Source organism: Streptomyces paludis, from assembly GCF_003344965.1.
Lineage (GTDB): Bacteria > Actinomycetota > Actinomycetes > Streptomycetales > Streptomycetaceae > Streptomyces > Streptomyces paludis.
Map to the genome: position 1 here is coordinate 1,476,724 of NZ_CP031194.1, position 25,075 is coordinate 1,501,798.

The 25,075-nt window shown below is 73.2% G+C and carries 23 protein-coding genes and 1 riboswitch; of the genes, 11 read left to right on the forward strand and 12 right to left on the reverse strand.

Annotated features, from left to right (window positions below):
- Positions 1-119 precede the first annotated feature (119 nt).
- From DVK44_RS06420 to DVK44_RS06430, 3 genes are read left to right on the forward strand one after another with little or no spacing between them, the layout of a single operon-like run.
- The gene (locus DVK44_RS06420) at positions 120-1,163 is read left to right on the forward strand and encodes an AAA family ATPase (protein WP_114658753.1); all 1,044 of its coding nucleotides are present in this window, start codon (positions 120-122) and stop codon (positions 1,161-1,163) included.
- Positions 1,163-2,530 carry a DUF58 domain-containing protein gene (locus DVK44_RS06425; RefSeq protein WP_114658754.1) on the forward strand — a complete coding sequence of 456 codons (1,368 nt, stop codon included), beginning with the start codon at positions 1,163-1,165 and terminating at the stop codon, positions 2,528-2,530. Before DVK44_RS06420 ends, DVK44_RS06425 begins: the two co-directional genes overlap by 1 nt.
- A complete protein-coding gene (locus DVK44_RS06430) occupies positions 2,527-4,956 on the forward strand; it encodes a transglutaminase TgpA family protein (RefSeq protein WP_114658755.1) in 2,430 nt (809 codons plus the stop codon). The genes DVK44_RS06425 and DVK44_RS06430 overlap by 4 nt, the downstream gene beginning before the upstream one ends.
- 116 nt (positions 4,957-5,072) lie before the next feature.
- On the opposite strand, the gene DVK44_RS06435 is transcribed toward DVK44_RS06430, so the two are convergent.
- The 3 genes from DVK44_RS06435 to DVK44_RS06445 form a co-directional block, all read right to left on the reverse strand.
- Positions 5,073-5,480 (reverse strand): DUF3040 domain-containing protein, encoded by a 408-nt coding sequence (locus DVK44_RS06435; RefSeq protein WP_114658756.1) that lies wholly within the window; start codon positions 5,478-5,480, stop codon positions 5,073-5,075.
- A gap of 411 nt (positions 5,481-5,891) precedes the next feature.
- Positions 5,892-6,677 carry a class I SAM-dependent methyltransferase gene (locus DVK44_RS06440; protein ID WP_114658757.1) on the reverse strand — a complete coding sequence of 262 codons (786 nt, stop codon included), beginning with the start codon at positions 6,675-6,677 and terminating at the stop codon, positions 5,892-5,894.
- A gap of 96 nt (positions 6,678-6,773) precedes the next feature.
- Positions 6,774-7,289, reverse strand: a complete 516-nt coding sequence (locus DVK44_RS06445) for an SAV_6107 family HEPN domain-containing protein (RefSeq protein WP_114658758.1) — start codon at positions 7,287-7,289, stop codon at positions 6,774-6,776.
- Positions 7,290-7,745: 456 nt separating this feature from the next.
- On the opposite strand from DVK44_RS06445, the gene DVK44_RS06450 reads away from it, so the two are divergent.
- Positions 7,746-9,266 (forward strand): phytoene desaturase family protein, encoded by a 1,521-nt coding sequence (locus DVK44_RS06450; protein ID WP_114658759.1) that lies wholly within the window; start codon positions 7,746-7,748, stop codon positions 9,264-9,266.
- A gap of 68 nt (positions 9,267-9,334) precedes the next feature.
- Here the strand turns inward: DVK44_RS06450 and DVK44_RS06455 are convergent, their stop codons facing one another.
- The 6 genes from DVK44_RS06455 to DVK44_RS06480 form a co-directional block, all read right to left on the reverse strand.
- Positions 9,335-10,333, reverse strand: a complete 999-nt coding sequence (locus tag DVK44_RS06455; RefSeq protein WP_114658760.1) for a hypothetical protein — start codon at positions 10,331-10,333, stop codon at positions 9,335-9,337.
- A 52-nt stretch (positions 10,334-10,385) separates the two neighbouring features.
- Complete coding sequence (gene metF, locus DVK44_RS06460; RefSeq protein WP_114658761.1) at positions 10,386-11,303, reverse strand: methylenetetrahydrofolate reductase [NAD(P)H]; 918 nt, start codon at positions 11,301-11,303, stop codon at positions 10,386-10,388.
- Between the two features lie 109 nt (positions 11,304-11,412).
- Positions 11,413-12,066, reverse strand: a complete 654-nt coding sequence (gene thiE, locus DVK44_RS06465; RefSeq protein ID WP_114658762.1) for a thiamine phosphate synthase — start codon at positions 12,064-12,066, stop codon at positions 11,413-11,415.
- Positions 12,067-12,153: 87 nt separating this feature from the next.
- Positions 12,154-12,519: an Rv2175c family DNA-binding protein gene (locus tag DVK44_RS06470; protein WP_114658763.1), complete on the reverse strand. Its 366-nt coding sequence runs from the start codon at positions 12,517-12,519 to the stop codon at positions 12,154-12,156.
- Between the two features lie 79 nt (positions 12,520-12,598).
- Positions 12,599-13,804 carry an NAD(P)/FAD-dependent oxidoreductase gene (locus DVK44_RS06475; protein ID WP_114658764.1) on the reverse strand — a complete coding sequence of 402 codons (1,206 nt, stop codon included), beginning with the start codon at positions 13,802-13,804 and terminating at the stop codon, positions 12,599-12,601.
- A complete protein-coding gene (locus tag DVK44_RS06480) occupies positions 13,797-14,162 on the reverse strand; it encodes a hypothetical protein (protein WP_114658765.1) in 366 nt (121 codons plus the stop codon). Before DVK44_RS06480 ends, DVK44_RS06475 begins: the two co-directional genes overlap by 8 nt.
- Before the next feature lie 50 nt (positions 14,163-14,212).
- Positions 14,213-14,326, forward strand: a riboswitch (TPP riboswitch).
- On the opposite strand from DVK44_RS06480, the gene thiO reads away from it, so the two are divergent.
- The 5 genes from thiO (at position 14,324) to DVK44_RS06505 (ending at position 19,739) form a co-directional block, all read left to right on the forward strand.
- Positions 14,324-15,520 carry a glycine oxidase ThiO gene (thiO, locus tag DVK44_RS06485; RefSeq protein WP_114658766.1) on the forward strand — a complete coding sequence of 399 codons (1,197 nt, stop codon included), beginning with the start codon at positions 14,324-14,326 and terminating at the stop codon, positions 15,518-15,520. It overlaps the preceding riboswitch by 3 nt.
- Positions 15,517-15,717 (forward strand): sulfur carrier protein ThiS, encoded by a 201-nt coding sequence (gene thiS, locus DVK44_RS06490; RefSeq protein ID WP_114658767.1) that lies wholly within the window; start codon positions 15,517-15,519, stop codon positions 15,715-15,717. Before thiO ends, thiS begins: the two co-directional genes overlap by 4 nt.
- A 5-nt stretch (positions 15,718-15,722) precedes the next feature.
- The gene (locus tag DVK44_RS06495; protein WP_114658768.1) at positions 15,723-16,505 is read left to right on the forward strand and encodes a thiazole synthase; all 783 of its coding nucleotides are present in this window, start codon (positions 15,723-15,725) and stop codon (positions 16,503-16,505) included.
- Positions 16,506-16,935: 430 nt separating this feature from the next.
- Entirely contained in the window at positions 16,936-18,882 is a 1,947-nt protein-coding gene (gene pknB / locus DVK44_RS06500) for a Stk1 family PASTA domain-containing Ser/Thr kinase (RefSeq protein WP_181957411.1), read from the forward strand.
- A 5-nt stretch (positions 18,883-18,887) separates the two neighbouring features.
- Positions 18,888-19,739 carry a deoxyribonuclease IV gene (locus DVK44_RS06505; protein ID WP_114658769.1) on the forward strand — a complete coding sequence of 284 codons (852 nt, stop codon included), beginning with the start codon at positions 18,888-18,890 and terminating at the stop codon, positions 19,737-19,739.
- A 12-nt stretch (positions 19,740-19,751) separates the two neighbouring features.
- Here the strand turns inward: DVK44_RS06505 and DVK44_RS06510 are convergent, their stop codons facing one another.
- Positions 19,752-20,384: a sulfite oxidase-like oxidoreductase gene (locus DVK44_RS06510; RefSeq protein ID WP_114658770.1), complete on the reverse strand. Its 633-nt coding sequence runs from the start codon at positions 20,382-20,384 to the stop codon at positions 19,752-19,754.
- Between the two features lie 156 nt (positions 20,385-20,540).
- Between DVK44_RS06510 and bfr the strand changes: the two genes are divergently transcribed.
- Positions 20,541-21,020 (forward strand): bacterioferritin, encoded by a 480-nt coding sequence (gene bfr / locus DVK44_RS06515; RefSeq protein ID WP_114658771.1) that lies wholly within the window; start codon positions 20,541-20,543, stop codon positions 21,018-21,020.
- A 31-nt stretch (positions 21,021-21,051) separates the two neighbouring features.
- Here the strand turns inward: bfr and DVK44_RS06520 are convergent, their stop codons facing one another.
- Together DVK44_RS06520 and DVK44_RS06525 are read right to left on the reverse strand one after the other, a co-directional pair.
- On the reverse strand, positions 21,052-21,309 hold the full coding sequence (locus DVK44_RS06520) for a (2Fe-2S)-binding protein (RefSeq protein WP_114664944.1): 258 nt from the start codon (positions 21,307-21,309) through the stop codon (positions 21,052-21,054).
- A gap of 178 nt (positions 21,310-21,487) precedes the next feature.
- Complete coding sequence (locus DVK44_RS06525) at positions 21,488-22,840, reverse strand: class II 3-deoxy-7-phosphoheptulonate synthase (protein WP_114658772.1); 1,353 nt, start codon at positions 22,838-22,840, stop codon at positions 21,488-21,490.
- A 269-nt stretch (positions 22,841-23,109) separates the two neighbouring features.
- On the opposite strand from DVK44_RS06525, the gene DVK44_RS06530 reads away from it, so the two are divergent.
- Positions 23,110-25,047, forward strand: coding sequence for an anthranilate synthase family protein (locus DVK44_RS06530; RefSeq protein WP_114658773.1), 1,938 nt, complete (start codon positions 23,110-23,112; stop codon positions 25,045-25,047).
- Positions 25,048-25,075: the final 28 nt, after the last annotated feature.

A 25,075-nucleotide genomic window follows, 5' to 3' on the forward strand; every position in this document is an offset into this window, starting at 1 on the left:
GGCGACAAGAATGCGTGTGGTGGCGGCGTCCCGGACCTTCCGCGGACGGCGCCAGTGTTTCGGGGAGGGCCGGGCCGTCTGATGACCATCGGCCCGAGGAAAGGGCCGAGGAGGGCCGGGTGACGACCTATGACGATCGAGCGAGCCTCACGGATCTGACCACCACAGCGGAGCGAGTCCGCGCGTCGGTGGAGGGTGTGATCGAGGGCAAGCCAGAGGTCGTACGGCTTTCGCTGACCGTGCTGCTCGCCGAGGGACATCTTCTGATCGAGGATGTCCCCGGCGTGGGCAAGACCATGCTGGCCAAAGCGCTCGCACGCTCCATCGACTGTTCGGTGCGGCGAATCCAGTTCACCCCCGACCTGCTGCCGTCGGACATCACCGGCGTGTCGATCTACGACCAGCAGCAGCGGGAGTTCGAGTTCAAACCGGGCGCGATCTTCGCGCAGATCGTGATCGGCGACGAGATCAACCGCGCGTCGCCCAAGACCCAGTCCGCGCTGCTGGAGTCCATGGAGGAGCGCCAGGTCTCCATCGACGGGCACACCTATGAACTGCCCGACCCGTTCATGGTGGTCGCCACCCAGAACCCGGTGGAGATGGAAGGCACCTATCCGCTCCCGGAGGCGCAGCGCGACCGCTTCATGGCCCGGGTGTCGATGGGATATCCCAGCGCCGAGGCCGAGTTGCAGATGCTCGACGTGCACGGCGGTATCTCCCCGCTCGACGACCTCCAGCCGGTGGCCCACGCGCACGACATCGTGAAGCTGATCGACGCGGTGCGCACGGTCCATGTCGCCGAGTCCGTCCGGCGGTACGCGGTGGAGCTGGTCTCCGCGACCCGTACGCACCCGGACCTCAGACTCGGCGCCTCACCGCGCGCCACGCTCCATCTCGTGCGGGCCGCGAAGGCGGCGGCGGCGCTGGCCGGCCGGGAGTACGCGCTCCCGGACGATGTGCAGTCGCTGGCGGTCGCCGTGCTCGCGCACCGGCTGCTGCCCACGGCGCAGGCCCAGTTGAACCGCCGTACCGCCGAGCAGGTCGTGCAGGACATCCTCCAGCGGACGGCGGTGCCCACGGCCGACGGCGGCCGGGCCCCGGGCCGCACGACCGCGGCCGGCGGCGCGCTCTTCGGACAGCAGTCCGGCGCCCGGCGGCTGTGATGGCCTCCGGGGGGCCGGCCGGCCCGGACGGCGGCGACGGCGGGGAGCACGGCGGGCTGCGGGCCGCGCTCTCCGGACTGACCACGCGCGGCCGTTCGTTTCTCGCCGCCGGGGTCGCCGCGGCCATCTGCGCCTATGTGCTGGGCCAGTCGGATCTCCTGCGGGTGGGGCTGCTGCTCGCGGTGCTCCCGCTGATCTGCGTCGCCGTCCTGTACCGCACCCGCTACCGGGTCGCGGGCAGCCGGCGGCTGACGCCCTCCCGGGTGCCGGCGGGCGCCGAGGCGCGCGTCCATCTGCGGATGGACAACGTGACCCGGCTGCCTACCGGGCTGCTGATGCTCCAGGACCATGTGCCGTACGTCCTCGGGCCGCGCCCCCGGTTCGTGCTGGACCGGGTGGAGCCGGGCGGCCGCCGCGAGGTGTCGTACCGGGTCCGGTCGGATCTGCGCGGACGCTATCCGCTGGGCCCGCTCCAGCTGCGGCTGAGCGACCCCTTCGGGATGTGCGAGCTGACCCGCTCCTTCAGCGCGTACGACACCCTGACCGTCATCCCCCGCACCGAACCGCTGCCGCCGGTGCCGCTCGCCGGGGACTCCTCCGGCTTCGGCGACGGCCGCCAGCGCTCGCTGGCGCTGGCCGGCGAGGACGATGTGATCCCGCGCGGTTACCGGCACGGCGACGACCTGCGCCGGGTCCACTGGCGCTCCACCGCGCGCTACGGCGAGCTGATGGTGCGCCGCGAGGAGCAGCCGCAGCGCGCGGGGTGCACGGTGCTGCTGGACACCCGGCGGGCCGGCTATCAGGGCTCGGGCCCGGACTCGGCCTTCGAATGGGCGGTGTCCGCCGCGGCCTCCGCCCTGGTGCACATGCTGGAACGCGGCTTCGCGGTACGGCTGCTGACGGACACCGGCGGTACGGTCCCGGGCGAGGGCGGCGACGGCTTCGCCGGCGCGACCCAGGAGACCGCCGAGGCGGCCGGTCTGATGCTGGACACCCTCGCCGTCGTCGACCACTCCGACGACACGGACCTCTCCCGCTCGTACGAGGTACTGCGCGGCAGCTCCGGCGGGCTGCTGGTGGCGTTCTTCGGTGATCTCGACGCCGAACAGGCCGCGGTGGCCGCCCGGATGCGGCAGCGCAGCGGCGCCGCCGTCGCCTTCGTGCTCGACAGCGGCGGCTGGACGGCGGCCGGCGGCCCGGCCGGCCGGGCCGAGGAGCGGCTGCGGCAGCTGCGCGAGGCGGGCTGGACCGCGCTGGCCGTGACCTCGGGCGCGGAGCTGCCCGAGCTGTGGCGGCAGGCCGCGCGGCAGCACTCGGAATCGGCCGTCACCGGCGGCTCCACAGGCTTCTCCGGAGGATGGTCATGAGCGGTCGCGGAAGGCTGGCGCTCTGCGCGCTGGCCGCCACGCTGATGTCGGCGGGCGCCCTGGTCCCGCTGGTGGAGCCGGTTCTCTGGCTGCTCCAGGCCGGGCTCATGGTCGCGGTCATGAGCGCGGTGGGCGCGCTGGCCAGACGGGTGCCGCTGGCGCGGGCCCTGACGGTCGTGCTCCAGACGGTCGCCGCGCTGGTGATGCTCACGGTGGCCTTCACCAAGGAGGAGGCGCTGTTCGGCTTCGTGCCGACGCCGGAGGTCTTCACCGCCTTCGCCGATCTGCTCACCTCGGGCGCCGACGACGTCGGCCGGTACGCGATACCGGCCCCGGCGACGGACGGCATCCGGCTGATGCTGATCGGCGGGGTGCTGCTCATCGGGCTCGCGGTGGACGCGATCGCGGTGACCTTCCGCAGCGCCGCCGCGGCCGGACTGCCGCTGCTCGCCCTGTACTCGGTGGCCGCGGGGCTTTCGGGCGGGGCCGGCGGCTGGATGTGGTTCCTGCTCGCGGCCGTCGGCTATCTGCTGCTTCTGCTGGCCGAGAGCCGGGACCGGCTGTCCCAGTGGGGCCGGGTGTTCAGCGGCGCGCCGAGCGCTCCCGCCCGCTTCCCGGCCGGGCCGAACGCGTCCGGCCGCGCCCCGGTGCGCACCGGCCGCAGGATCGGTGTGGTGGCGCTGGGCGTCGCCCTGGCGGTGCCGGCCGTGCTCCCCGCGCTGGACGGCGGGCTGCTCGCCGACGCGGGCCGCGGCACCGGCGCCGGGTCCGGCGGTGGCGGGACGATCTCCGCGGTGAATCCGCTGGTCTCGCTCCAGGACAATCTGAACCAGCCCGAGGACCGCGAGGCCCTGCGCTACAAGACGAACGCGAAGAACACCCAGGACCTGTATCTGCGGATCATGGCGCTGGACCGGTTCGACGGCACGTCCTGGCGCTTCTCGCAGCGCGCCGTGGAGGACGTGCCCGACCGGCTGCCCGGCCCGCCCGGGCTGCGCTCCGACGTCGGCACCACCGAGGTGACGACCAATGTGTCGGCCGCGGGCTGGTACCGGCAGAACTATCTGCCGATGCCCTACCCGGCGACCAAGGTGAAGATCTCGGGCCGCTGGCGCTTCGAGCCCACGGGCCGGACGCTGGTCGGCGACCGCGGCCAGTCCACGCGCGGCGCCCAGTACGAGGTGGCCAGCCTGCTGGTCAATCCCACCAGGGAGCAGCTCGCCTCGGCGCCCGAGGCGCCGTCCGCGCTGCGCCGCGAGTACACCCAGGTGCCGGCCATCCTGCCGGACGAGGTGAAGCAGACCGCGCTCCGTGTCACCAAGGGCGCCAAGAACGACTATGAGCGGGCCGTCCGGCTCCAGGACTGGTTCGCGCTGGACGGCGGGTTCACGTACAACACCGAGGTCGACTCGGGCACCGGGGTCACGGCGATCACCCGCTTCCTCCAGAACAAGGAAGGCTTCTGCGTCCACTTCTCGTTCGCGATGGCCGCGATGGCCCGCACGCTGGGCATTCCGGCGCGGGTCGCGGTGGGCTTCACCCCGGGCACCCCGCAGTCCGACGGCAGCATGTCGGTCGGGCTGCGCGACGCGCACGCCTGGCCTGAGCTGTACTTCGAGGGCGTCGGCTGGACCCGCTTCGAGCCGACCCCGAGCCGGGGCAGCACCCCGGACTACACCCGCCCGGAGGCCCCGGCCGACGGACCGACCGACCCGAGCAGCCCCGACGCGAGCACCTCGGCCGAGCCGACGGTGGCACCGACCGCCTCGGAGACCGGCTGCCCGGCCGAGGCACGGCGGCTGAACGAGTGCGACGTGGCGGCGGCCGACGCGGCCACCCCGCCGACCGACTCGGGCATCCCGGTGGGCACGGTGATCTCCGTCGTCCTGGGCTCGCTGGCCGTCCTGCTGCTGCTTCTGCTGCCCCTGCTGTGGCGGACCAGGGTCCGGGCCCGGCGGCTCGGCTCCGGGGGACGCACCCCGCAGGACGCCGCGTCCCGGACACTGGCGGCGTGGCGGGAGATCACCGACACGGCGTGGGACCACGGCATCCCGCCGGACGATTCGCAGACCCCGCGGAAGGCCGCGGCCAGGATCGTACGGCTCGGCGGTCTGGAGGGTCCCCCGGCCGAGGCCGTGCACCGGGCGGCCGGTGCGGTGGAGCGGGTGCTGTACGCGCCGGATCCCCAGCCGGAGGCGGGCCTCGCCGAGGACGCCCGGCTGGCCGGGGCGGGACTGCGCGACGCGGCGGGCCGCTGGACCCGGCTGCGCGCACTGCTCGTGCCGCGCTCATCCGTTCGGGTGGTCTGGGCCGTCTCCGGGCACTGGTCGGCGCTGACCGACCGCTGGGAAGCACGGCGTGCGGGCCTGGCCGCCGGCTGGTCGGCCACCACGGCGCGGCTGCGCCTCTCCCGGCAGCGGGGCTGACCGGGCGGGGAGCGGGACGCGCGGGACGGAACCGTCACCACCGGCCCATGACTGAGGGGCGAACGCTCAATGCGTTCGCCCCTCGGTCATGGGTCCTGTTGTGGTGCCTCGCTCGCTCACTGACCCTGTTCGTCGCGGCGGCGCTGCCACCGCTGCTCGATCCGGTTCATCATCGAGCGACGCTGTCTGGATGGTCGCCGGTCGGCCGTGGCGCCGCCCGAAGCGCCGCCCGCCGTCTGTTGTTCACCTGGTTTGGGCGCTTTGCGCCAGCCAGTGACCGCCAGGACCGCACAGCCCAGCATGACGAGGAACCCCACCACACTGATCCAGATCTGCTGGGCGACCATTCCGGCCATGAGGAGCGCGATACCCACCAGGAAGCCTGCGACTGCCTGGTAGACCCGTCGCCGGGTGTACGTACGCAGCCCGCTTCCCTCAAGCACTGTCGCGAACTTGGGATCTTCGGCGTACAGCGCTCGCTCCATTTGCTCGAGCATTCGCTGCTCGTGCTCCGAGAGCGGCACGGAGTCCTCCTAGTCGTCGGTCGCGGGGGGCGACCGGTATGCGGCTCCTTCAAGGATAGGCAGGGAATCGCCCCCGTGAAACCCGCCCTCAACGCCAATTCGCCATTCCGGGCCGCCATGTCGGCTCGCTTGTTGAGGCGTTGATTCCCCAACCATCGACCCGTCATGCCGGATGGTGTACCCCGATCATACGGCGCCGGACGCCCCACCGGGGGGCCTGTGGCGCACTCCATGCGCGGCTGCGTCGCTGATCAGCTGCGCGATCGGTACTCCCGGCCCCCGCCGGTGCCCTCCGGACGCTCCCCGGGGTGCCTTCACGGGCCCTCCACGGACCCTCCGCAACCGCTCCGGGAGTCCTCCGGGCCCCTCACAGCGCGTCGCGGGGAGGGCCGCCGGGCATCGGGCCGCGCCTCAGGCCCGTTTTTCGCCCAGGACGTGCAGCTGGCCGGCCACGGACTGGAAGGCGGGCAGCTCGGCCGCCGCCGCCTCCAGTTTCAGCAGGGCGTCCAGGGCGCCCGGCTGGGTGTCGACCAGACCACCGGGGACCAGGTCCGCGAAGACCCGCACGCCGTGCACGGCACCGACCGCGAGACCGGCCCCGCCGACCAGCTCCGTGAGCTGCTCGGCGGTGAAGCGCCGGGGCACCGGGTCGGCCGCGCCCCAGCGTCCCGCCGGGTCGGTCAGGGCCTGCCGGGCCTCGTTGAAGTGCCCGGCGAGCGCACGGGCGAGCACGGCTCCGCCCAGGCCGGCGGCAAGCAGGCTGAGCGTCCCGGCGGACCGCAGCGCCGCCACCGCGTTCCGGATGCCGTCGGCCGGGTCGTCCACGTACTCCAGCACGCCGTGGCAGAGCACGGCGTCGAAGCCGCCGCGCCCGACCACGTCGAAGAGGCCGTGGATGTCGCCCTGCACCCCGCGGACACGCTCGGCCACCCCGGCCTCCGCCGCCCGGCGCTCCAGCGCGAAGAGCGCGTTCGGGCTGGGGTCGACGACCGTCACCCGGTGCCCCAGCCGGGCGACGGGCACCGCGAAGTTGCCGGTGCCCCCTCCGGTGTCCAGCACATCGAGGACTTCCGTCCCCGCCGCCTTGGCCCGGTGGTCGAGTGCGTCCTTGAGGACCTCCCACACCACGGCGGTACGGAGGGAACCACGGGGGCGGGATGGCGTCTCCCCGCCGAAGACTGCGGAAGGCTCCGACACGGCAGTTGACTCCTAGGGCGGCGCCGCCCCGGACGGCGGGGCGTGGAACAGTGCGGATTCGCCTCCCACCCTATTGCCTGCCGCCGCTCCTCCCCGTCACCCGGGCGGCCGGGGCCGGGGCGCCGCCGGTATGAGGAGCCGCTCCACCAGACGCAGGAACATCGCCGCGTCCCGCAGCAGGTCGTCCGCGTCCCGTCGGCCGGCCGCGTCCCGTATCCCCGCCTCGGCGCGGGCCCTGCGGGTGGCACCGGCGGCGAACAGGCCGCTCCACTCGGTCAGCTCGGGCGCGATCTCGGGGAGCACCTCCCAGGCGCTCCTGATCCGGCGGCGGCGCTGGGGCGTGGTCTCGGGGCGTCCCCGGACCGCGAGCACCGCGGCGGCGGCGCGCAGCGCGGCGAGATGGGCGGTGGCGTAGCGCTCGTTCGGAGAGTCCAGCGCGGCGGCCTCGGCGAGACCCGAACGCGCCTGGGCGAGCAGGTCCCTGGCGGCGGGCGGGGCGGAGGTGAGCCGGGCGACGGGGTGGATGTCGGCGGGCGGTCCGGTCGGAGAGGGCGAGGGCACGGGGCCGTCCGTACGGCGCCGGTGCGCGGCGCCCGTGGAAGAGCGGGCCATGACGAGCCTCCTGTCGTCGTGTGACGGCGCTGTGGCCGTATGTGCCCATCCTGAGGGGCACCACTGACAATCGGCTCCGACCTGCGGTTTTCCCCGCGCGCGGCCCTGTTCCGCGGCCCCCGCGCACGAAAGCACACGGAAACGCCGGCCCGGTGCGACTCCATCCCCCAGAGCCACGCCGGACCGGCGCCTTCCCCCGTTCCCCCGTTCCCCCGTTCCCGTTGTCCCCCGTTCCACGTTCCCCGTTGTCCCCCGTGTCCCACGTTCCCCCGTGGTCCCGCGTTCCCCTCGCTTCGGGGGTGCCGCGCCGTTCCGCCGCCCCGTGTCGGCGGTGCGGCGCCGCGCCCCCTCCGCGGCCTCCACTCTCCCGTCTCCACGGGTGACGGCCCATCCGCTCACCTACTCATCCTGGGGTCTGGGTACACCTACTCACCCCGTCCGTTTAAAGTCCCTGGCATGGCACGGATTGTGGTGATCGGCGCCGGCATGGGCGCCATGGCGGCGGCTGCCCGGCTGGCGGTGGCGGGGCACCGGGTGACGGTGTGCGAGCGCGCGGAGACCTACGGCGGGGCGGTCGGCCGCTTCGAGCGCGACGGTTTCGTCTTCGACACCGGGCCGACGCTGCTGCGGCTCCCCGCCGTTCAGCGCGATCTCTTCGTCAAGACCGGCAAGGAGTCCCTGGAGCAGAGCGTGCGGCTCGACCAGGTGGACCCGGCGAGCCGCCATGTCTTCGCCGACGGTACGGACGTACGGCTGCCGAACAGCTCCCGCGCGGGCGTGGTCGCCGTCCTGGACACGGCGCTCGGCGCGGGCGCGGGCGTCCGCTGGGGCGAGTTCCTCGGGCGGGGCAGGGACGCCTGGGACCGGTCCCGCAGACCGCTGCTCGAAGAGCCGCTGTGGCCCGACTGGCCGGTGCTGGGCCGCGATCCCTACCCGGCGCTCCGGCAGCGCCGGCTGCTGCGGGGTGCCCGGCAGGCCACCACGCTCGCGGAGATCGGCGCCTGGGAGCTGGCCGACCCCCGGCTGGCCGCCCTGCTCGACGGCTGCGCCCTGTCGTACGGTCTCGACCCGCGCACCGCGCCCGCGAGCGCCGCGCTGCTCCCGTACCTGGAGCAGACCTTCGGCAGCTGGTATGTGCGCGGCGGGATGCGGGAGTTGGCGCGCGCGGTGTACGAACGGTGCCTGGCGCGGCGGGTGGAGTTCCGCTTCGGCGCCGAGGTGGTGCGGATCGTGGAGAAGGACGGCGCCGCCACCGGGGTGGAGCTGGCGGACGGTACGGCCGTGCCCGCCGACCGGGTCGTGGCGGGTGTCGCGCCCGGCGGGCTCGTCGCGGCGGCGCTGGACGGGGAGGGCGACGTACCCCCGCGGGCGGCGGACGGGAGCGTGGTGCCCGGCCGGTTCACGGTGCTGCTGGCGCTGCGCGGCGCGCGCGACGCGGACGCGGCGCACCGTACGGTGCTGCACTCCCCCGACGGCCCCGCCGAGGCGGCCGAGGTCTTCGCCGGGCGGACGGCCGCGCGCCCCACGGTCACGGTGGTACGCCCCGACGATCCGGCGACCCGGCCCGACGAAGGCCACGAGGCGGTCACCCTCACCGCGACGGTCGCCCCGCACGGCACGCACGGCCGGTCGGTCGACTGGTCGGCCGCCGGTGCGCGCGAGCGGTATGCCGACGCGCTGGTGGCGGCGGCCGGCGCGGTCGTGCCCGGACTGGCGGAACGGCTGCTCTGGCGCGAGATCCGCACCCCCGCCGACACGGCGGCCGAGACCGGTGCCCCCGGCGGCTCGGTGCCGCCGCCCGCGCTGGCCGGGACGGCGGGCCGACTGCTGTATCCGGCGAACGCCACCCGGCTGGCCGGGCTGTACCGGGCGGGCGGCTGGGCGCACCCCGGCGGCGGGCTCGCCCATGCCGGCATGTCGGGCGCGCTGGTGGCCGGGCTGATCGTGGAGGGGGCGGACTTCCGCGGCTCGCAGTGAGCCAGGAGCCGCACGCTGCGAGCAGCAAGCTGTGAGCCGGCGGTGCGTCAACGCCCCGCCGGCCGCGGTCAGTAGCGGTACTGCTGGTCGTTGTAGTGCGGCTGGGTCCCGGAGTCGGTGCCGTACCCCTGCTGGTACGGCGGCTCCCCCGGCACCGGCGGGAACGGCTGGTCCCCGTCGTTCTCGCGCTGCTGCGGCATCCAGACCCCGCCGGGCGGTGTGTCGCCCGCGTACTGCTGGCCGGTGTAGGGGTCGGTGTACTGCTGCTGATTGCCGAAGCCGTCATAGGAGGTGTACGACCCGGCGTCGCCGGGCGGGGAGGCGTGGGACGAGCCGATGTACGGGTCGGAGTACGCGGCGTACTGCTGCCCGCTCGCCCCGACGTCGCCGCCGGTCCCGCCGCCGATGCCCGTCCCGTAGTCGTACTGCTGCGCGTAGCCGTCCTGGCCCTGGTAGCCGTAGCCGCCGCCGTACGAGGACGAGGTGTCCTGCGCGCGGACGGCGAAGACGTCCTGGTCGGACTGGTCCGGCTGACCCGACTGGTCGGACAGGCCCGTCCGGTAGGCGTCGAAGTCGGCCGTCCAGTCGTTCACCCGCTGCCCGTCCGCGTCCTGGCCGCCCGCGCCCTGGGCCGCGGCCCCGGTCTTGTCGTCGTACATGCCGTACTGCGCGGTCTCGTCGGGCAGCGGCTCCGTCGCGTACACGAACGCGGGATCGGCGGCCGGGGCCACCGGTTCGTACTCCAAGTCCGAGACTTCGAGGGCCGGTTCGCGGTCGGCGGCCTTGCGGCGGCGGCTGCTGCCGGCGCTCGGCCTGCCGCCGATCGACCAGCCGGTCGCGAAGCCGCTGCGGAAGGAGAGCGTCACATATGTCTGGCCGACCGCGAAGCCGGCCGTGCCGATCCCGATCACGATGACATTCGGGATCAGGACGCCGAGCACCACCACCATGAATCCGCCGAAGGCGAGCACCCGCCAGCGCAGCCGCGCCTTGTACTGGAGCAGTACCTCGCCCAGCAGCCACAGTGCCACGATGCCGAATGCGATGTAGAGGACCGTCCAGCCCATGCCCGCCCCTCTCCTGCGGCCGCCGCCCCGGAACGAGGGCGGGTACGGCCGGTCACGACTGCGCGTGCAGTCCGAGATTCTCGTAGATTTCGAGCGTCGCAGTGGAGTTGTTGAGCGTGATGAAGTGCAAGCCGGGGACACCCTCGGAGAGCAGCTCGGCGCAGAACTCCGTCGCGAACTCGATGCCAATGGAGCGTACAGCGGCCGGATCCTCCCGCACCGCGAGGATCCGCTCCTTCAGCCGGGGCGGGACGACAGCGGTGGAGAGCTGTGGCAGCCGTTCCAGCATCTTGACGCTCGTGACGGGCATGATCTCGGGAATGATCGGTGTCGCGCAACCGGCGGCGGCGACGCGGTCGCGCAGCCGCAGATATCCCTCGGGGTCGAAGAACATCTGCGTGATGGCGTAATCGGCACCGGCCCGGCATTTGTCGACGAAGTGCCGGATGTCCGTGTCCCAGTCCGGCGAGCGCGGATGCATCTCGGGAAAGGCGGCCACCCCGACGCAGAAGTCGCCGGACTCCTTGATGAGCCGGACCAGTTCGGCCGCGTAGCGCACGCCCTTGGGGTGCTTGATCCACTCGCCCATGGGGTCTCCGGGCGGATCGCCGCGGACGGCCAGGATGTTGCGGATCCCGGCGTCGGCGTACTGGCCGACCATGTTGCGCAGCTCGGCGACGGACTGGCCGACCGCCGTCAGATGGGCGACCGGGGTGAGGGTGGTGTCGGCGGCGATGCGCTCGGTGGCCCTGACCGTGCCCTCGCGGGTGGAGCCGCCCGCGCCGTACGTCACCGAGACGAAGCTCGGGGCGACGGCTTCGACCCGGCGCAGCGCGTTCCAGAGGTTGCGCTCCCCCTTTTCGGTTTTGGGAGCCCAGAACTCGAACGAGAAGGACGTTTTTCCGGATGCGAGCAGTTCACGCACGGTAGGTGCGTGGTCGGATCTGGTCGAAGCGGTGCCGAGGGCCATACGGGCAGGTTAGCGAGGGGGTGCGGCTCAACCCAACCGAACAGGGAACATTCGCCGGTATTGCCGGTTAACTGGCCGGCTTCACCGTCCACATTCCGATACGGGGACGTCACTCCGCGCGTTCGCGCACCCGCTTCGCCAGGGCGGCGGCGGCCTCGGCCGGGTCGTCCGCCTCGGTGATCGCCCGTACGACGACGATCCGGCGGGCCCCCGCGTCGAGCACCTCGTCGAGGTTGCCGGCGTCGATCCCGCCGATCGCGAACCACGGGCGCGCGGGGGCCAGCGCCGCCGCGTACCGGACCAGACCGAGGCCGGGCGCAGGGCGGCCCGGCTTGGTCGGGGTGGGCCAGCAGGGGCCCGTACAGAAGTAGTCCACGCCGGGCTGGGTGGCGGCGGCGTCCACCTCGGCCTCGGCGTGGGTGGAGCGGCCGATCAGCGCCGCCGGGCCGAGGATGGCGCGGGCCGCGGGCACGGGCAGGTCGCCCTGGCCCAGATGCAGCACGTCGGAGCCGATGGCGTGCGCGACATCGGCGCGGTCGTTCACCGCGAGCAGCCGGCCGTGGCGCCGGCAGGCGTCGGCGAAGACCCGGAGGTGGTCCAGCTCCTCGGCCGCCTCCAGGCCCTTCTGGCGCAGCTGCACGATGTCCACCCCGGCCGCGAGGACGGCGTCGAGGAACTCGGGCAGATCGCCCTGGCGCCCGCGGGCGTCCGTGCAGAGGTAGAGCCGGGCATCGGCCAGCGGCGACGGATCGGCCGTGGGCATGGGAAGTCCCCCCGTTGGGTTCGGTCTGGTCGGGCGTGGCGGCGTCACCCCCGTAAGGGAGCGACGCCGCCACGCCCCACGAAGGCGCTAGACAGCGAGCGCCTGGGCCCGGCGCTTCACCTCCGTGCCGCGGTTCTCACTGAGCGCCTGCGCGGGCGTGCCCGGCAGGCTGGGGTCGGGAGTGAAGAGCCACTCAAGCATCTCTTCGTCGGTGAAGCCGTCGTCCCTCAGGAGCGTCAGGGTGCCGCTGAGGCCCTTGACCACCTTGTTGCCGTCGATAAAGGCGGCGGGCACCTGAAGCGCCCGGTTCTCCCCCCGGCGCACGGCGATCAGCTGGCCTTCCTTCACCAGCTGCCGCACGCGCGTCACCTCGATATCGAACATTTCGGCGATATCGGGCAGGTGGAGCCAGGCGGGGACGAGAGCATCGATCTTTGCGTCAATCTCGGTCACAGGACAAGCGTGCCATCCCGGACTGACAGCCGGTAGCCAAGGCCCCCTGAACGAGCGCGGACCGTGCCGTCACCGCCCGTCACACCACCGCTCCGCGCAGCGGTACGGACGGATCCGCCACCCGCCCGGGATCCATCCGCGCGCCCGCCTCGATCAGCTTGCGGCCCTGCGCGAGGTCCCGGGGCCTGCCCACGGCCAGCAGCGCCACCAGCACCCCGTCCCGCAGCCACACCGCCGACCAGGCCACGCCCTCGGGGTCGCCGCGCCGGATCAGCGCGTCGGCCGCCGCGTGGTGGCCCGCGTACTGCACGAAGCGGCCGAACTGCTCGGACCAGAAGTACGGCACCGGGTCGTAGACCCGCTCGGTCTCGCCCAGCACCTGCGCGGCGACCGTACGCGGCCCCTGGAGCGCGTTGTCCCAGTGGTGCACCAGCAGCCGTCCGCCGTAGCGCGCGGACGGGAAGGAGGCGCAGTCGCCGACCGCGTACACGTCCGGCAGCGAGGCGCGCAGCCGCTCGTCCGCCGTGACGGAGCCGTCCGGGCCGAGCGCGATGCCCGAGCCGGCCAGCCAGGCCGTCGCGGGCCGCGCCCCGATGCCCACGACCACGGCCTCCGCGGACAGCGACCGGCCGTCCGCCAGCACCACCGAGCCCGGCTCGACGGCGGCCACGCGCGCGTGGGTGAGCAGTTCGGCGCCGCTCTCCGCGTACCAGCCGGCCATCGGACCGGTGACCTCGGCGGGCAGCGCGCCCGCCAGCGGCCGGTCCGCCGCTTCCACGACCGTCACCTCGCAGCCGGCCTCGCGGGCCGCCGTGGCGAACTCCGCGCCGATCCAGCCCGCGCCCACCACCACGATCGACTGCCGCCGCGCGAGCACCGGCCGCAGCCGCTCGGCGTCGTCCAGCGTCCGCAGCGCGTGCACCCCGGGCATCCCCTCGGTGCCGGGCAGCGCGACCGGCTCCGCGCCCGTGGCGAGGACCAGCACGCCGTACGGGACCGGTCCGCCCGCCGTGTCCACCTCGTGGTCCCCGGCGCGCAGCCCGGTCACCTCCAGCCCGAGCCGCAACTCGACGTCGAGCGCGGCGAAATCGACGTCGAACGCCGAGCTGTCCGCCTTGCCGAGCAGCAGCGCCTTGGAGAGCGGCGGCCGGTCGTACGGCGGATGCGGCTCGGCCCCGATCAGCGTGATCCCGCCGCCGTACCCCTGCTCCCGCAGCGCGACGGCCGTCTGTACGCCCGCCATTCCCGCGCCGACGATGACAACTCGCTTCGCCGGCTCAGACATCCGAGCCCTCCGGGGCGCCCGCGGGCAGCTCTTCCACGACGCTCGTGCCGCTGCCCTCCCGCGACTCCCACTCCCAGGTCTCCGTCAGACGGACCCGGCCGTCGGGGAGTTCACCGACGGCGGAGACGCAGTGCCCCGACGAGGTCCCGCCGTCCCGCTTCAGCTGTACGTAACGGAAGTCCAGCCGGTCGCCCTCGCGGGTCCCCACGAGATGGCCGCGCACGACGTCGCCGCCCGCGTAATCGGCCCAGATCCGGCCGTTCTCCTCGTGATACCGGAAGCGCGTGCGGGTCCCCACCTGGCCCGGGGCCTGGTCGTCGACCGGGGAGAGGACGAGTCCGTCGAGCGAGCGTGCCACCGTGAATGCTCCCTTACCGCCCGCGGCGCGGGACGTTAGTCTGGCCGTCGACACTACCTCGCGGGAGTCCGGACGCACCGGGCTGAGAGGGAGGCTGACACGGCCTCCGACCGTACGAACCTGATCCGGGTCATGCCGGCGAAGGGAGGGGCTGGACGCCCATGCAGTCGTTTCCCCAAGGTCATACCGGTCCTGCCGGTTCCGATGTCCTCGTCATCGGGGGCGGGATCATCGGCCTCGTCACCGCATGGCGGGCCGCGCTCCGCGGGCTGCGCACCGCCGTCGCCGACCCGGACCCGGGCGGCGGGGCCGCGCGGGTCGCGGCCGGCATGCTCGCCGCCGTCACCGAACTCCACCACGGCGAGCAGACCCTGCTCGGCCTCAACCTCGCCTCCGCCGAGCGCTACCCCGCCTTCGTCGCCGAGCTGGAGGAGGCGAGCGGCCAGGACACCGGCTACCGCGCCTGCGGCACCCTCGCGGTCGCCCTCGACGCCGACGACCGCGCCGAACTCCGCGAGCTGCACGCCCTCCAGCTCCGCTCCGGACTCACCGCCGAGTGGCTCACCGGGCGCGAGTGCCGCCGCCTGGAACCGATGCTGGCGCCCGGCGTCCGGGGCGGGCTGCGGGTCGACGGCGACCACCAGATCGACCCCCGCCGGCTCGCCACCGCCCTGCTGACGGCCTGCGAGCGCGCCGGGGTGGTGTTCCACCGCGCCCGCGCCGAGCGCCTCTCCGTCGTACGGGAGCGGGCCACCGGCGCCGTGCTGGCCGACGGCCGGGCGCTCACCGCCGACCAGGTCGTCCTGGCCGCGGGCAGCCTCAGCGGCCGGCTCGCGGGCGTCCCTGACGATGCCCGTCCGCCCGTACGGCCCGTCAAGGGCCAGGTGCTGCGACTGACCGTGCCGCGACCGTACGCGCCGTTCCTCTCCCGGACCGTGCGGGCCGTCGTCCGCGGCAGCCACGTCTACCTGGTCCCGCGCGAGAACGGCGAACTGGTCGTCGGCGCGACCAGCGAGGAGCTGGGCTGGGACACAACCGTCACGGCGGGCGGCGTCTACGGGCTCCTGCGCGACGCCCACGAACTCGTCCCCGGCCTCACCGAACTCCCCCTCACCGAGACCCGCGCGGGCCTGCGCCCCGGCACCCCCGACAACGCGCCCCTCCTCGGCCCCACCGCCCTGCCCGGCCTGCACCTGGCCACCGGCCACTACCGCAACGGCGTCCTGCTCACCCCCGTCACCGGCGACGCGATGGGCGAGCTGCTGGCCACCGGCACCCTGCCGGCCGCGGCCCGGCCGTTCACCCCCCTGCGCTTCACCACGAACGCGCGTCCCGTACGTCAGGAGCAGCCCGCGTGAACGTCTCCGTGAACGGCGAGCCCCGCGAGTTCGCCGCCGCCACGACCCTCGACGCGGTCGTCGCCACCCTCACCCCCGCCCGCTCGGGCGTGGCCGCCGCCGTCAACGAGACGGTCGTCCCCCGCACCCGCTGGTCCGGCACCGCGCTCGCCGACGGCGACCGGGTCGAGATCCTCACCGCCGTCCAAGGAGGCTGACCCCTGTGGCCGACGCCCCCTTCACCCTCGCCGACACCGTCCTCGGATCCCGGCTGATCATGGGCACCGGCGGCGCGACCAGCCTCGATGTGCTGGAACGCGCCCTCATCGCCTCCGGCACCGAACTCACCACCGTCGCCATGCGCCGCCTCGACCCGGCCTCCGGCGGCTCCGTCCTCTCGCTCCTCGACACCCTCGGCATCCGTGTGCTCCCCAACACCGCCGGCTGCTTCACGGCCGGCGAGGCCGTCCTCACCGCCCGGCTGGCCCGCGAGGCCCTCGGCACGGACTGGGTGAAGCTGGAGATCATCGCCGACGAGCGCACCCTGCTGCCCGACCCGATCGAACTCCTCGACGCCGCGGAGACCCTGGTCGACGACGGCTTCACCGTCCTGCCCTACACCAACGACGACCCGGTCCTCGCCCGCAAACTGGAGGACGCCGGCTGCGCCGCGATCATGCCGCTGGGCTCCCCGATCGGCTCCGGCCTCGGCATCCGCAACCCGCACAACTTCGAGCTGATCGTCGCCCACGCGCGCGTGCCGGTCATCCTCGACGCGGGCGCGGGCACCGCGTCGGACGCGGCCCTGGCGATGGAACTCGGCTGCGCGGCGGTCATGCTGGCCTCCGCGGTCACCCGCGCCCGAGAACCGGTCCTGATGGCCACGGCAATGCGCCACGCGGTAGAAGCGGGCCGCCTGGCCCACCGAGCAGGCAGAATCCCCCGCCGCCACTACGCGACCCCGTCGTCCTCACCACTGGGCCTGGCGTCGTTCGACCCGTCCTGAAGCCCTGCACGGACCCACCGGGCCCGGCCCGGGGAGTTCGTGGCCCGGCCGTCCACCGGCGGGAGGGGGCCGGGGTCGCAGGAGGTGACGTCCCCGGATGTAGAGCGTGATTTGTGCCGCTGAACGAAACCCGCACATGTGCACCGGCCCGCACGCGGCGTAAATCATGCATCCGGGGATGCGCCTCCGGAGTGCCCCGGCCCCCGGCACCGAGACAACCAGCCGCGCCACGCCCCCCGGCCCCCCGGCACTGCGTGCACCGGCCGCACGTCAAAGACCACGGCCCCCGCCGGGAGGCGACCCCGCCCCGGTACCCGGCACGGGCGCACCGGCCCGCACCCCGGTACCACCGCAGACCACGGCCCCCTAGCCGGGAGGCGTAACCGTCGGGAGGCGCAACCGCCGGGAGGCGTCACCGTAGACTCAGGACGTGGATACGACCCTTCAGGACCCCATCGTCGGGCACCTGCTCGACGGCCGCTATCGCGTCGACGCGCGCATCGCCGTCGGTGGCATGGCCACGGTCTACCGGGCCGTCGACACCCGGCTCGACCGGGTCCTCGCGCTCAAGGTGATGCACCCCGCGCTCGCGACGGACGCGACGTTCGTGGAGCGGTTCATCCGGGAGGCCAAGGCCGTCGCCCGGCTCGACCATCCGAATATCGTCGGGGTGTTCGACCAGGGCGCCGAGGGCGCGTACGTGTATCTGGCGATGGAGTACGTCGCGGGGTGCACGCTGCGCGACGTACTGCGGGAGCGGGGCGCGCTTCAGCCGCGCGCGGCGCTGGACATCCTGGAGCCGGTGCTGGCCGCGCTGGGGGCCGCGCACCGGGCGGGGTTCGTGCACCGGGACATGAAGCCGGAGAACGTGCTGATCGGGGACGACGGCCGGGTCAAGGTCGCCGACTTCGGGCTGGTGCGGGCCGTGGGGGACGTGACGAACACCACCGGGTCGGTGCTCGGGACGGTGTCGTACCTCGCGCCGGAGCAGATCGAGCAGGGGACGTCGGACACCCGGGTCGACGTGTACGCGTGCGGGGTCGTGCTGCACGAGATGCTGACGGGGGCCAAGCCGCACACCGGGGACTCCCCCGCGCAGGTGCTGTATCTGCATCTCAACGAGGACGTTCCGGCGCCGTCGGCCTCCGTGCCGGGGCTCGCCGCCGAGCTGGACGCGCTGGTCGCGGTGGCGACGGCGCGTGACCCGGAGGGGCGGCCGGCGGACGCCGTGGCGCTGCTGGCGCGGACCCGGGCGGCGCGGGCCGCGCTGACGGACGCGCAGCTGGACGCCGTACCGCCGAAGGCGAAGGCGGAGCCGGGCCCCGGCGCGAAGAGCGAGAGCCGTACGACGGTGATTCCGCGCGCGCTGCCCGGCGAGGACCGCCAGGTGAACCGGACGAGCAGGCTGGAGACCGGGCCTCCGCAGGCCGGGCCGCCCGCGCGCGGCGGCACCGGGCGGCGGACACCGGGAATGCCGGGACTGCCGGGAATGCCGCGGCGCGGGATCGTCGCCGTGGTGCTGGGGGTGCTGCTGGCGCTCGGGGTCGGTACGGGCGTCTGGTACATCAACTCGGGGCAGTTCACGCGCGTGCCGTCGGTCCTCGGCAAGAGCGAGGCGGACGCGCGCCAACGGCTCTCGGACGAGGGGCTCGACGCGAAGGTCACGGAGGGCTTCAGCGACGCGTTCGAGCGCGGCACGGTAATGGCCACGGACCCGGAGCCGCGCGCCCGGGTGCGGGGCAGCGGCCCGGTGACGCTGGTCGTCTCGCGGGGGCCGAAGACCGTACGGGTGCCGGAGCTGGCGGGCAGACCGCTGGCGGAGGCGCGGAGCCTGCTGAAGAAGGAGGGGCTGGCGGCCGGGGTGGTCACCGAGGAGTTCAGCGACGATGTCGCGCGCGGCTCGGTGGTGTCCTCGAAGCCGGCGGGCGGCTCCGACGTACGGCCCGATACGGGCGTGGCGCTGGTGGTCAGCAAGGGGGCCGCGATCGAGGTCCCGGAGGTGACCGGGCAGCCGCTGGCCGATGCCACGGCGGTGCTGGAGGACGCGGGGCTGAAGGTCGAGGTGGCCGCGGACCGGGTGAACTCGACGGTGGCGGAGGGATCCGTGACCGAGCAGTCGGCGGCCCGGGGGACCCGGCTGGCCGAGGGCGACACGGTGACGCTGACCGTGTCCAAGGGGCCGCGGATGGTCTCCGTACCGGATGTGACCGGGCAGAAGACGGCGGACGCCAGGAAGGCGCTGGAGGCGGCGGGCTTCGAGGTCAAGGAGGAGCGCAGCTTCCCGTTCCTGGGTGACACCATCGGCAAGCAGTCCGTGGCGGGCGGCGAGACCGCGCCCGAGGGCAGCACGATCACCATCACGACCAAGGGACTCTGAGGCGGATGCGCAACCCTGTCGGCGGCCATGTCCCCGTGGCCGGCGGGCTGGCGACGACCGGTCTGGCCTACGCACGTGAGCTGGGGGCCGAGGTCGTCCAGGTGTTCGTCGCCAACCCGCGGGGCTGGGCGACACCGGCCGGGAATCCGGCGCAGGACGAGCGGTTCCGCGCGGAGTGCGCGGCGGAGGGCATCGCGGCGTATGTCCACGCGCCGTATCTGATCAACTTCGGCTCGCACACGGAGGCGACGGCCGAGAAGTCGGTGGAGTCCCTGCGGCACAGTCTGCGCCGGGCCCGCGAGATCGGCGCGCCGGGCGTGGTGGTGCACACTGGCTCGGCGACGGGCGGGCGGTCGCGCGAGGTGGCGCTGGCGCAGGTGCGGGATCTGGTGCTGCCGCTGCTGGACGAGCTGGACCACGACGACGACCCGTATCTGCTGCTGGAGTCGACGGCGGGCCAGGGCTCCTCGCTCTGCTCCCGGACCTGGGACTTCGGGCCGTACTTCGAGGCGCTGGACGCGCATCCGAAGCTGGGGGTCTGTCTGGACACCTGCCACATCTTCGCGGCCGGGCACGATCTGACCGGTCCGCACGGGATGCGGCAGACGCTGGACCTACTGGTGGAGACGGTCGGCGCGGGAAGGCTGCGGCTGATCCACGCCAATGACTCGAAGGACGTGGTCGGCGCGCACAAGGACCGCCACGAGAACATCGGCGCGGGCCATATCGGCGAGGAACCGTTCCGGGAGCTGTTCCGGCATCCGGCGACGGAGGGCGTACCGCTGGTGATCGAGACGCCCGGCCACGGGGCCGGGCACGCGTCGGACGTGGAGCGGCTGAAGAAGCTGCGCGGCTAAGACCTTTCGGACCTAGAGTTCCGGCCCGTCGCCGGGTTCCTCCTGGTACGAGTAGCGCTGCTCGGCCCAGGGGTCGCCGACGTTGTGGTAGCCGCGCTCCTCCCAGAAGCCGCGCCGGTCGGCGGTCATGTACTCGACGCCCCGGACCCACTTGGGGCCCTTCCAGGCGTACAGGTGCGGGACGACGAGCCGGACCGGGAATCCGTGCTCGGCAGTGAGCAGTTCACCGTCCTTGTGGGTGGCGAAGATCGTACGGTCGCCAACGAAATCGTCGAGCCGGAGATTCGCGCTGAAGCCGTATTCGGCCCAGACCATCACATGGGTCACGTCGGGCGCGGGCGGTGCGAGTTCGACGACCGTACGGGCGGGGACACCGCCCCATTCGGCTCCGACCATGCTGAACTTCGTCACGCAGTGCAGATCGGCGACGACCGTGGAGAACGGCAGGGCCGAGAATTCTCCGTGATTCCAGCAGTGTTTGTCGCCGTCGGCGGTCGCTCCGAAGACCCGGAACTCCCAGCGTTCCGGCCGGAACTTCGGCACCGGCCCGTAATGGGTGACCGGCCAGCCGCGCTGGAGCCGCTGCCCCGGTGGCAGCTCGGGCTGTTCCGGCTCCCGACGTTCCCGGCTCTCCGGCTGACCCATGTCTTCCATGGTGACAGACCGGTGGGGGTGGTCATGACCAGGCACGGGCCGATTCGGGCAACTCCTACTAAGCATGCACTTACTGGACGGCCCGTCGGAGTCGGTGCAAAGATGCGCGCATTCTGCCCCGTCACCTTGCGCGAAAGGAGTCCTGCGATGCAGGGCGACCCCGAGGTCATTGAATTTCTCAATGAGCAGCTGACTGCCGAACTCACCGCGATCAACCAGTACTTTCTCCACGCGAAGATGCAGGAGAACTTCGGCTGGACGAAGCTCGCCAAGTACACACGCGCCGAATCCTTCGACGAGATGAAGCACGCCGAGCTGCTCACCGACCGGATTCTGTTCCTGGACGGGCTGCCCAACTATCAGCGGCTTTTCCATGTACGTGTCGGCCAGACCGTCACCGAGATGTTCCAGGCCGACCGGCAGGTCGAGGTGGAGGCGATCGACCGGCTGAAGCGCGGGATCGATGTCATGCGGGCCAAGGGCGACCACACGTCCAAGGGGATCTTCGAATCGATCCTGGAGGACGAGGAGCACCACATCGACTATCTCGACACCCAGCTGGAGCTGGTCGAGAAGCTCGGTGAGGCGCTCTACATCGCGCAGCTGATCGAGCAGCCCGACAGCTGACCGGCCGGGCACAGAAGTCGGGCGCCGGGCGTCAGGCGGCTTCGGGAAGGTCCTGTACGGCCTGCACGGCCTGTACGGCCGTCTCCGAGGCTCCCGCGAGGGTCTCGGACAGCAGCTCGCGGCGCGGGCAGCCACCGCGGCCCAGGAGCGACTGGATCCGGCGTACGCAGGAGCCGCAGTCGGTGCCGGCCTTGCTGGCCGAGGCGATCTGCCGGGGGGTGCACGCACCCCCCGCCGCGTGTTCCCTGACCTGTGTTTCGGTGATGCCGAAGCAGGAGCAGACGTACACGCGGTTCACCTCCCGGTGGGGTCGAGGCCGGAGTCTCCGGAGTGCCGCTCCGGACCCTTCCGGTGAGGCTAACCTAACCTTACCCGCGCCGGGCCCGGCGGAAAAGTCCCGGAAACGCCAGTGGGGTACGGATCACATCGATCCGTACCCCGCCGTCGTACTCCGTCCGGTTCCGGACCTACTGGTCGCGGTACATCTCGGCGACGAGGAAGGCCAGGTCCAGCGACTGGCTGCGGTTGAGGCGCGGGTCGCAGGCCGTCTCGTAGCGCTGGTGGAGATCGTCGACGAAGATCTCGTCGCCGCCGCCCACGCACTCGGTGACATCGTCGCCGGTCAGCTCGACATGGATGCCGCCCGGGTGGGTGCCGAGGCCCTTGTGGACCTCGAAGAAGCCCTTGACCTCGTCGAGCACGTCGTCGAAGCGGCGGGTCTTGTGGCCGGAGGCCGCCTCGAAGGTGTTGCCGTGCATCGGGTCGGTCACCCACGCCACCGTGGCGCCGGCGGCCGTGACCTTCTCGACCAGCTGGGGCAGCTTGTCCCGCACCTTGTCGGCGCCCATCCGGACGATGAAGGTCAGCCGGCCGGGCTCGCGGTCGGGGTCGAGCCGGTCGATGTAGGTGAGCGCCTCGTCCACCGTGGTCGTCGGGCCGAGCTTGATCCCGATCGGGTTGCGGACCTTCGAGGCGAACTCGATGTGCGCGCCGTCGAGCTGCCGGGTGCGCTCACCGATCCAGAGCATGTGGCCCGAGACGTCGTACAGCTTGCCGGTCCGGGAGTCGACGCGGGTCAGCGCCGTCTCGTAGTCCAGCAGCAGCGCCTCGTGCGACGAGTAGAACTCGACGGTGCGGAACTCGGCCGGGTCGGTGCCCGCGGCCTTCATGAAGTTCAGCGCGTTGTCGATCTCGCGGGCGAGCTGCTCGTAGCGCTGGCCGGACGGGGACGACTTCACGAAGTCCTGGTTCCAGGCGTGCACCTGGCGCAGGTCGGCGTAGCCGCCGGTGGTGAAGGCGCGGACGAGGTTGAGCGTCGCGGCGGACGCGTGGTACATCCGCTTGAGCCGCTCGGGGTCCGGGACGCGGTCCTTCTCGTTGAAGGCGAAGCCGTTGACGGAGTCACCGCGGTACGTCGGCAGGGTGACGCCGTCCCGGGTCTCGGTGCCCTTGGAGCGCGGCTTCGAGTACTGGCCGGCGATCCGGCCGACCTTCACGACGGGCACGGACGCCGCGTAGGTGAGGACGGCGCCCATCTGGAGCAGGGTCTTCAGCTTGTTCCGGATCTGGTCCGCGGAGACGGCGTCGAACGCCTCGGCGCAGTCGCCGCCCTGGAGCAGGAACGCCTCGCCCTTCGCCACGGCCGCCATCCGGGACCGCAGCTGGTCGCACTCGCCCGCGAAGACGAGCGGAGGATAGGCCGCCAGTTCGGCCACGACCTCGCGCAGGGCCGCCTGGTCCGGATACTCCGGCTGCTGGGCAGCGGGCAGATCCTGCCAGGACGGCACGTCGGTGGTGGACTTCTCAGCGTTCACTGTCACGCGCCCCAGATTACGTGGTCGGCGCGGCGTTCATCCGCACGGACCACAGTGTGGAACGCGCGGCCCGTCCCGATGCGCTAGGGTGCCGCTCATGTTCGCGCTTTCGAACCAGACCTGGTGGTGGCCCGCTCGTCCGGCGGCCCACTGACATCGCGCGCAACGTATCGCGAAGGCCGCCCGAGGGGCGGCCTTCAGTGTTTTCCGGGGCCGGGACACCGGCCGGGGAAGGCGGGCCGTTCCTCTCCCCCTCCCGGAAGGAACACCCGCCCATGGCTACCGCCCCGCTCACCCCTCCCCCGCCGCTCGACGCGCTCGTCGCCCGGCTGCTCGCCGACGACTGCCCGCCCTTCGCCCTGCTGCGCCGCCGTACCCCCGGCCGCGACCACGGGACCGTGGAGCTGCTGATCGGCCCCGTCCACGAGGCGGGCCGGCTCGCCGACCTCCCGGACGGGGGCCGGACCGCGCTCGCGCTCGTACCGTTCCGGCAGATCCGGGAGCGGGGCTTCGACGTACGGGACGACGGCACCCCGCTGGCCGTGCTGGTCGCGGACGAGACGTACGAGCTGCCGCTGGACGAGCTGCTCGGGCTGCTGCCCGCGCGGGACGTACGCGTCGAGGACGGCGCCTTCGACCTGGACGACGACCGGTACGCGGATGTCGTACGGCGGGTCGTCGACGACGAGATCGGCCGGGGCGAGGGCGCGAACTTCGTGATCCGGCGGACCTTCGAGGGCCGGATCCCCGGCTTCGGCCGGGCGGACGCGCTCGCGCTCTTCCGGCGGCTGCTCGCGGGCGAGCGCGGCGCGTACTGGACGTTCCTGGTGCACACCGGCGCGCGCACGCTGGTCGGCGCCAGTCCCGAGGTGCACGTACGGATGAGCGGCGGGACGGTCGTGATGAATCCGATCAGCGGCACCTTCCGCTATCCGCCGCAGGGGCCTGACACGGCGGGGCTGCTGGAGTTCCTCGGCGACCGCAAGGAGACCGACGAGCTGTCCATGGTGGTGGACGAGGAGCTGAAGATGATGTGCGCGGTCGGTGACCGGGGCGGGGTGGTGATCGGCCCCCGGCTCAAGGAGATGGCCCATCTCGCGCACACCGAGTACGAGTTGCGCGGCCGGTCGTCGCTCGATGTGCGCGAGGTGCTGCGGGAGACGATGTTCGCGGCGACGGTCACGGGATCGCCGGTGCAGAACGCCTGCCGGGTCATCGAGCGCCACGAGCCGGACGGGCGCGGCTACTACGGCGGCGCGCTCGCGCTCATCGGACGGGACGCGGGCGGGGCGCAGACGCTCGACTCGCCCATCCTGATCCGTACGGCCGACATCGACGCCGGCGGCGGGCTGCGGGTGCCGGTCGGCGCGACGCTCGTACGCCACTCGCGCCCGGAGAGCGAGGTGGCCGAGACGCACGCCAAGGCGGCGGGCGTGCTGGCGGCGCTCGGGGCCGCCCCGGCCCCCGCCCGTACGGAACCGGCGCGGCGGCGGCTCGCGGACGATCCCCGGGTACGGGCGGCGCTGGACGCGCGGCGGGCGGATCTCGCGCCGTTCTGGCTGCGGATGCAGGAGGAGCGGCCGGCGCTGACGGGGCACGCCCTGGTGGTGGACGGGGAGGACACCTTCACCACGATGCTCGCCCATCTGCTGCGCTCCTCCAGGCTGGAGGTGACGGTACGGCGCTACGACGAGCCGGGGCTGCGGGAGACCGCGCTCGGCCATGAGGGGCCCGTGGTGCTCGGCCCGGGGCCCGGTGACCCGGCGGACGCCGCCGACCCGAAGATGCGGCTGCTGCGCGGGCTCGCGGCCGGGCTGATCGGCGGCGCGGCGGCGCGCCGGGGCGGTCTGCTGGGCGTCTGCCTCGGCCATGAGCTGATCGCGGCGGAGCTGGGCCTGGGCATCGTCCGCAAGCGGGTGCCGTACCAGGGCCTCCAGGCCCGGATCGGTCTCTTCGGCCGGCCGGAGACCGTCGGTTTCTACAACAGCTTCACCGCGCGCTGCGACGACGCGTCGGCGGCGGAGCTGGCGGCGCACGGTGTGGCGGTGAGCCGGGACCCGGCGAGCGGCGAGGTGCACGCGCTGCGCGGCGCCGGATTCGCCTCGGTCCAGTTCCACCCGGAGTCCGTGCTGACGCTGAACGGCCCGGCGATCGTCACGGAGCTGCTGACGGGTCTGGGCGCGGGAGCCGGGCGGGTCACCGCGTCGGGCTGAGGTCAGGCGCCGAGGTCAGGTGGGGACG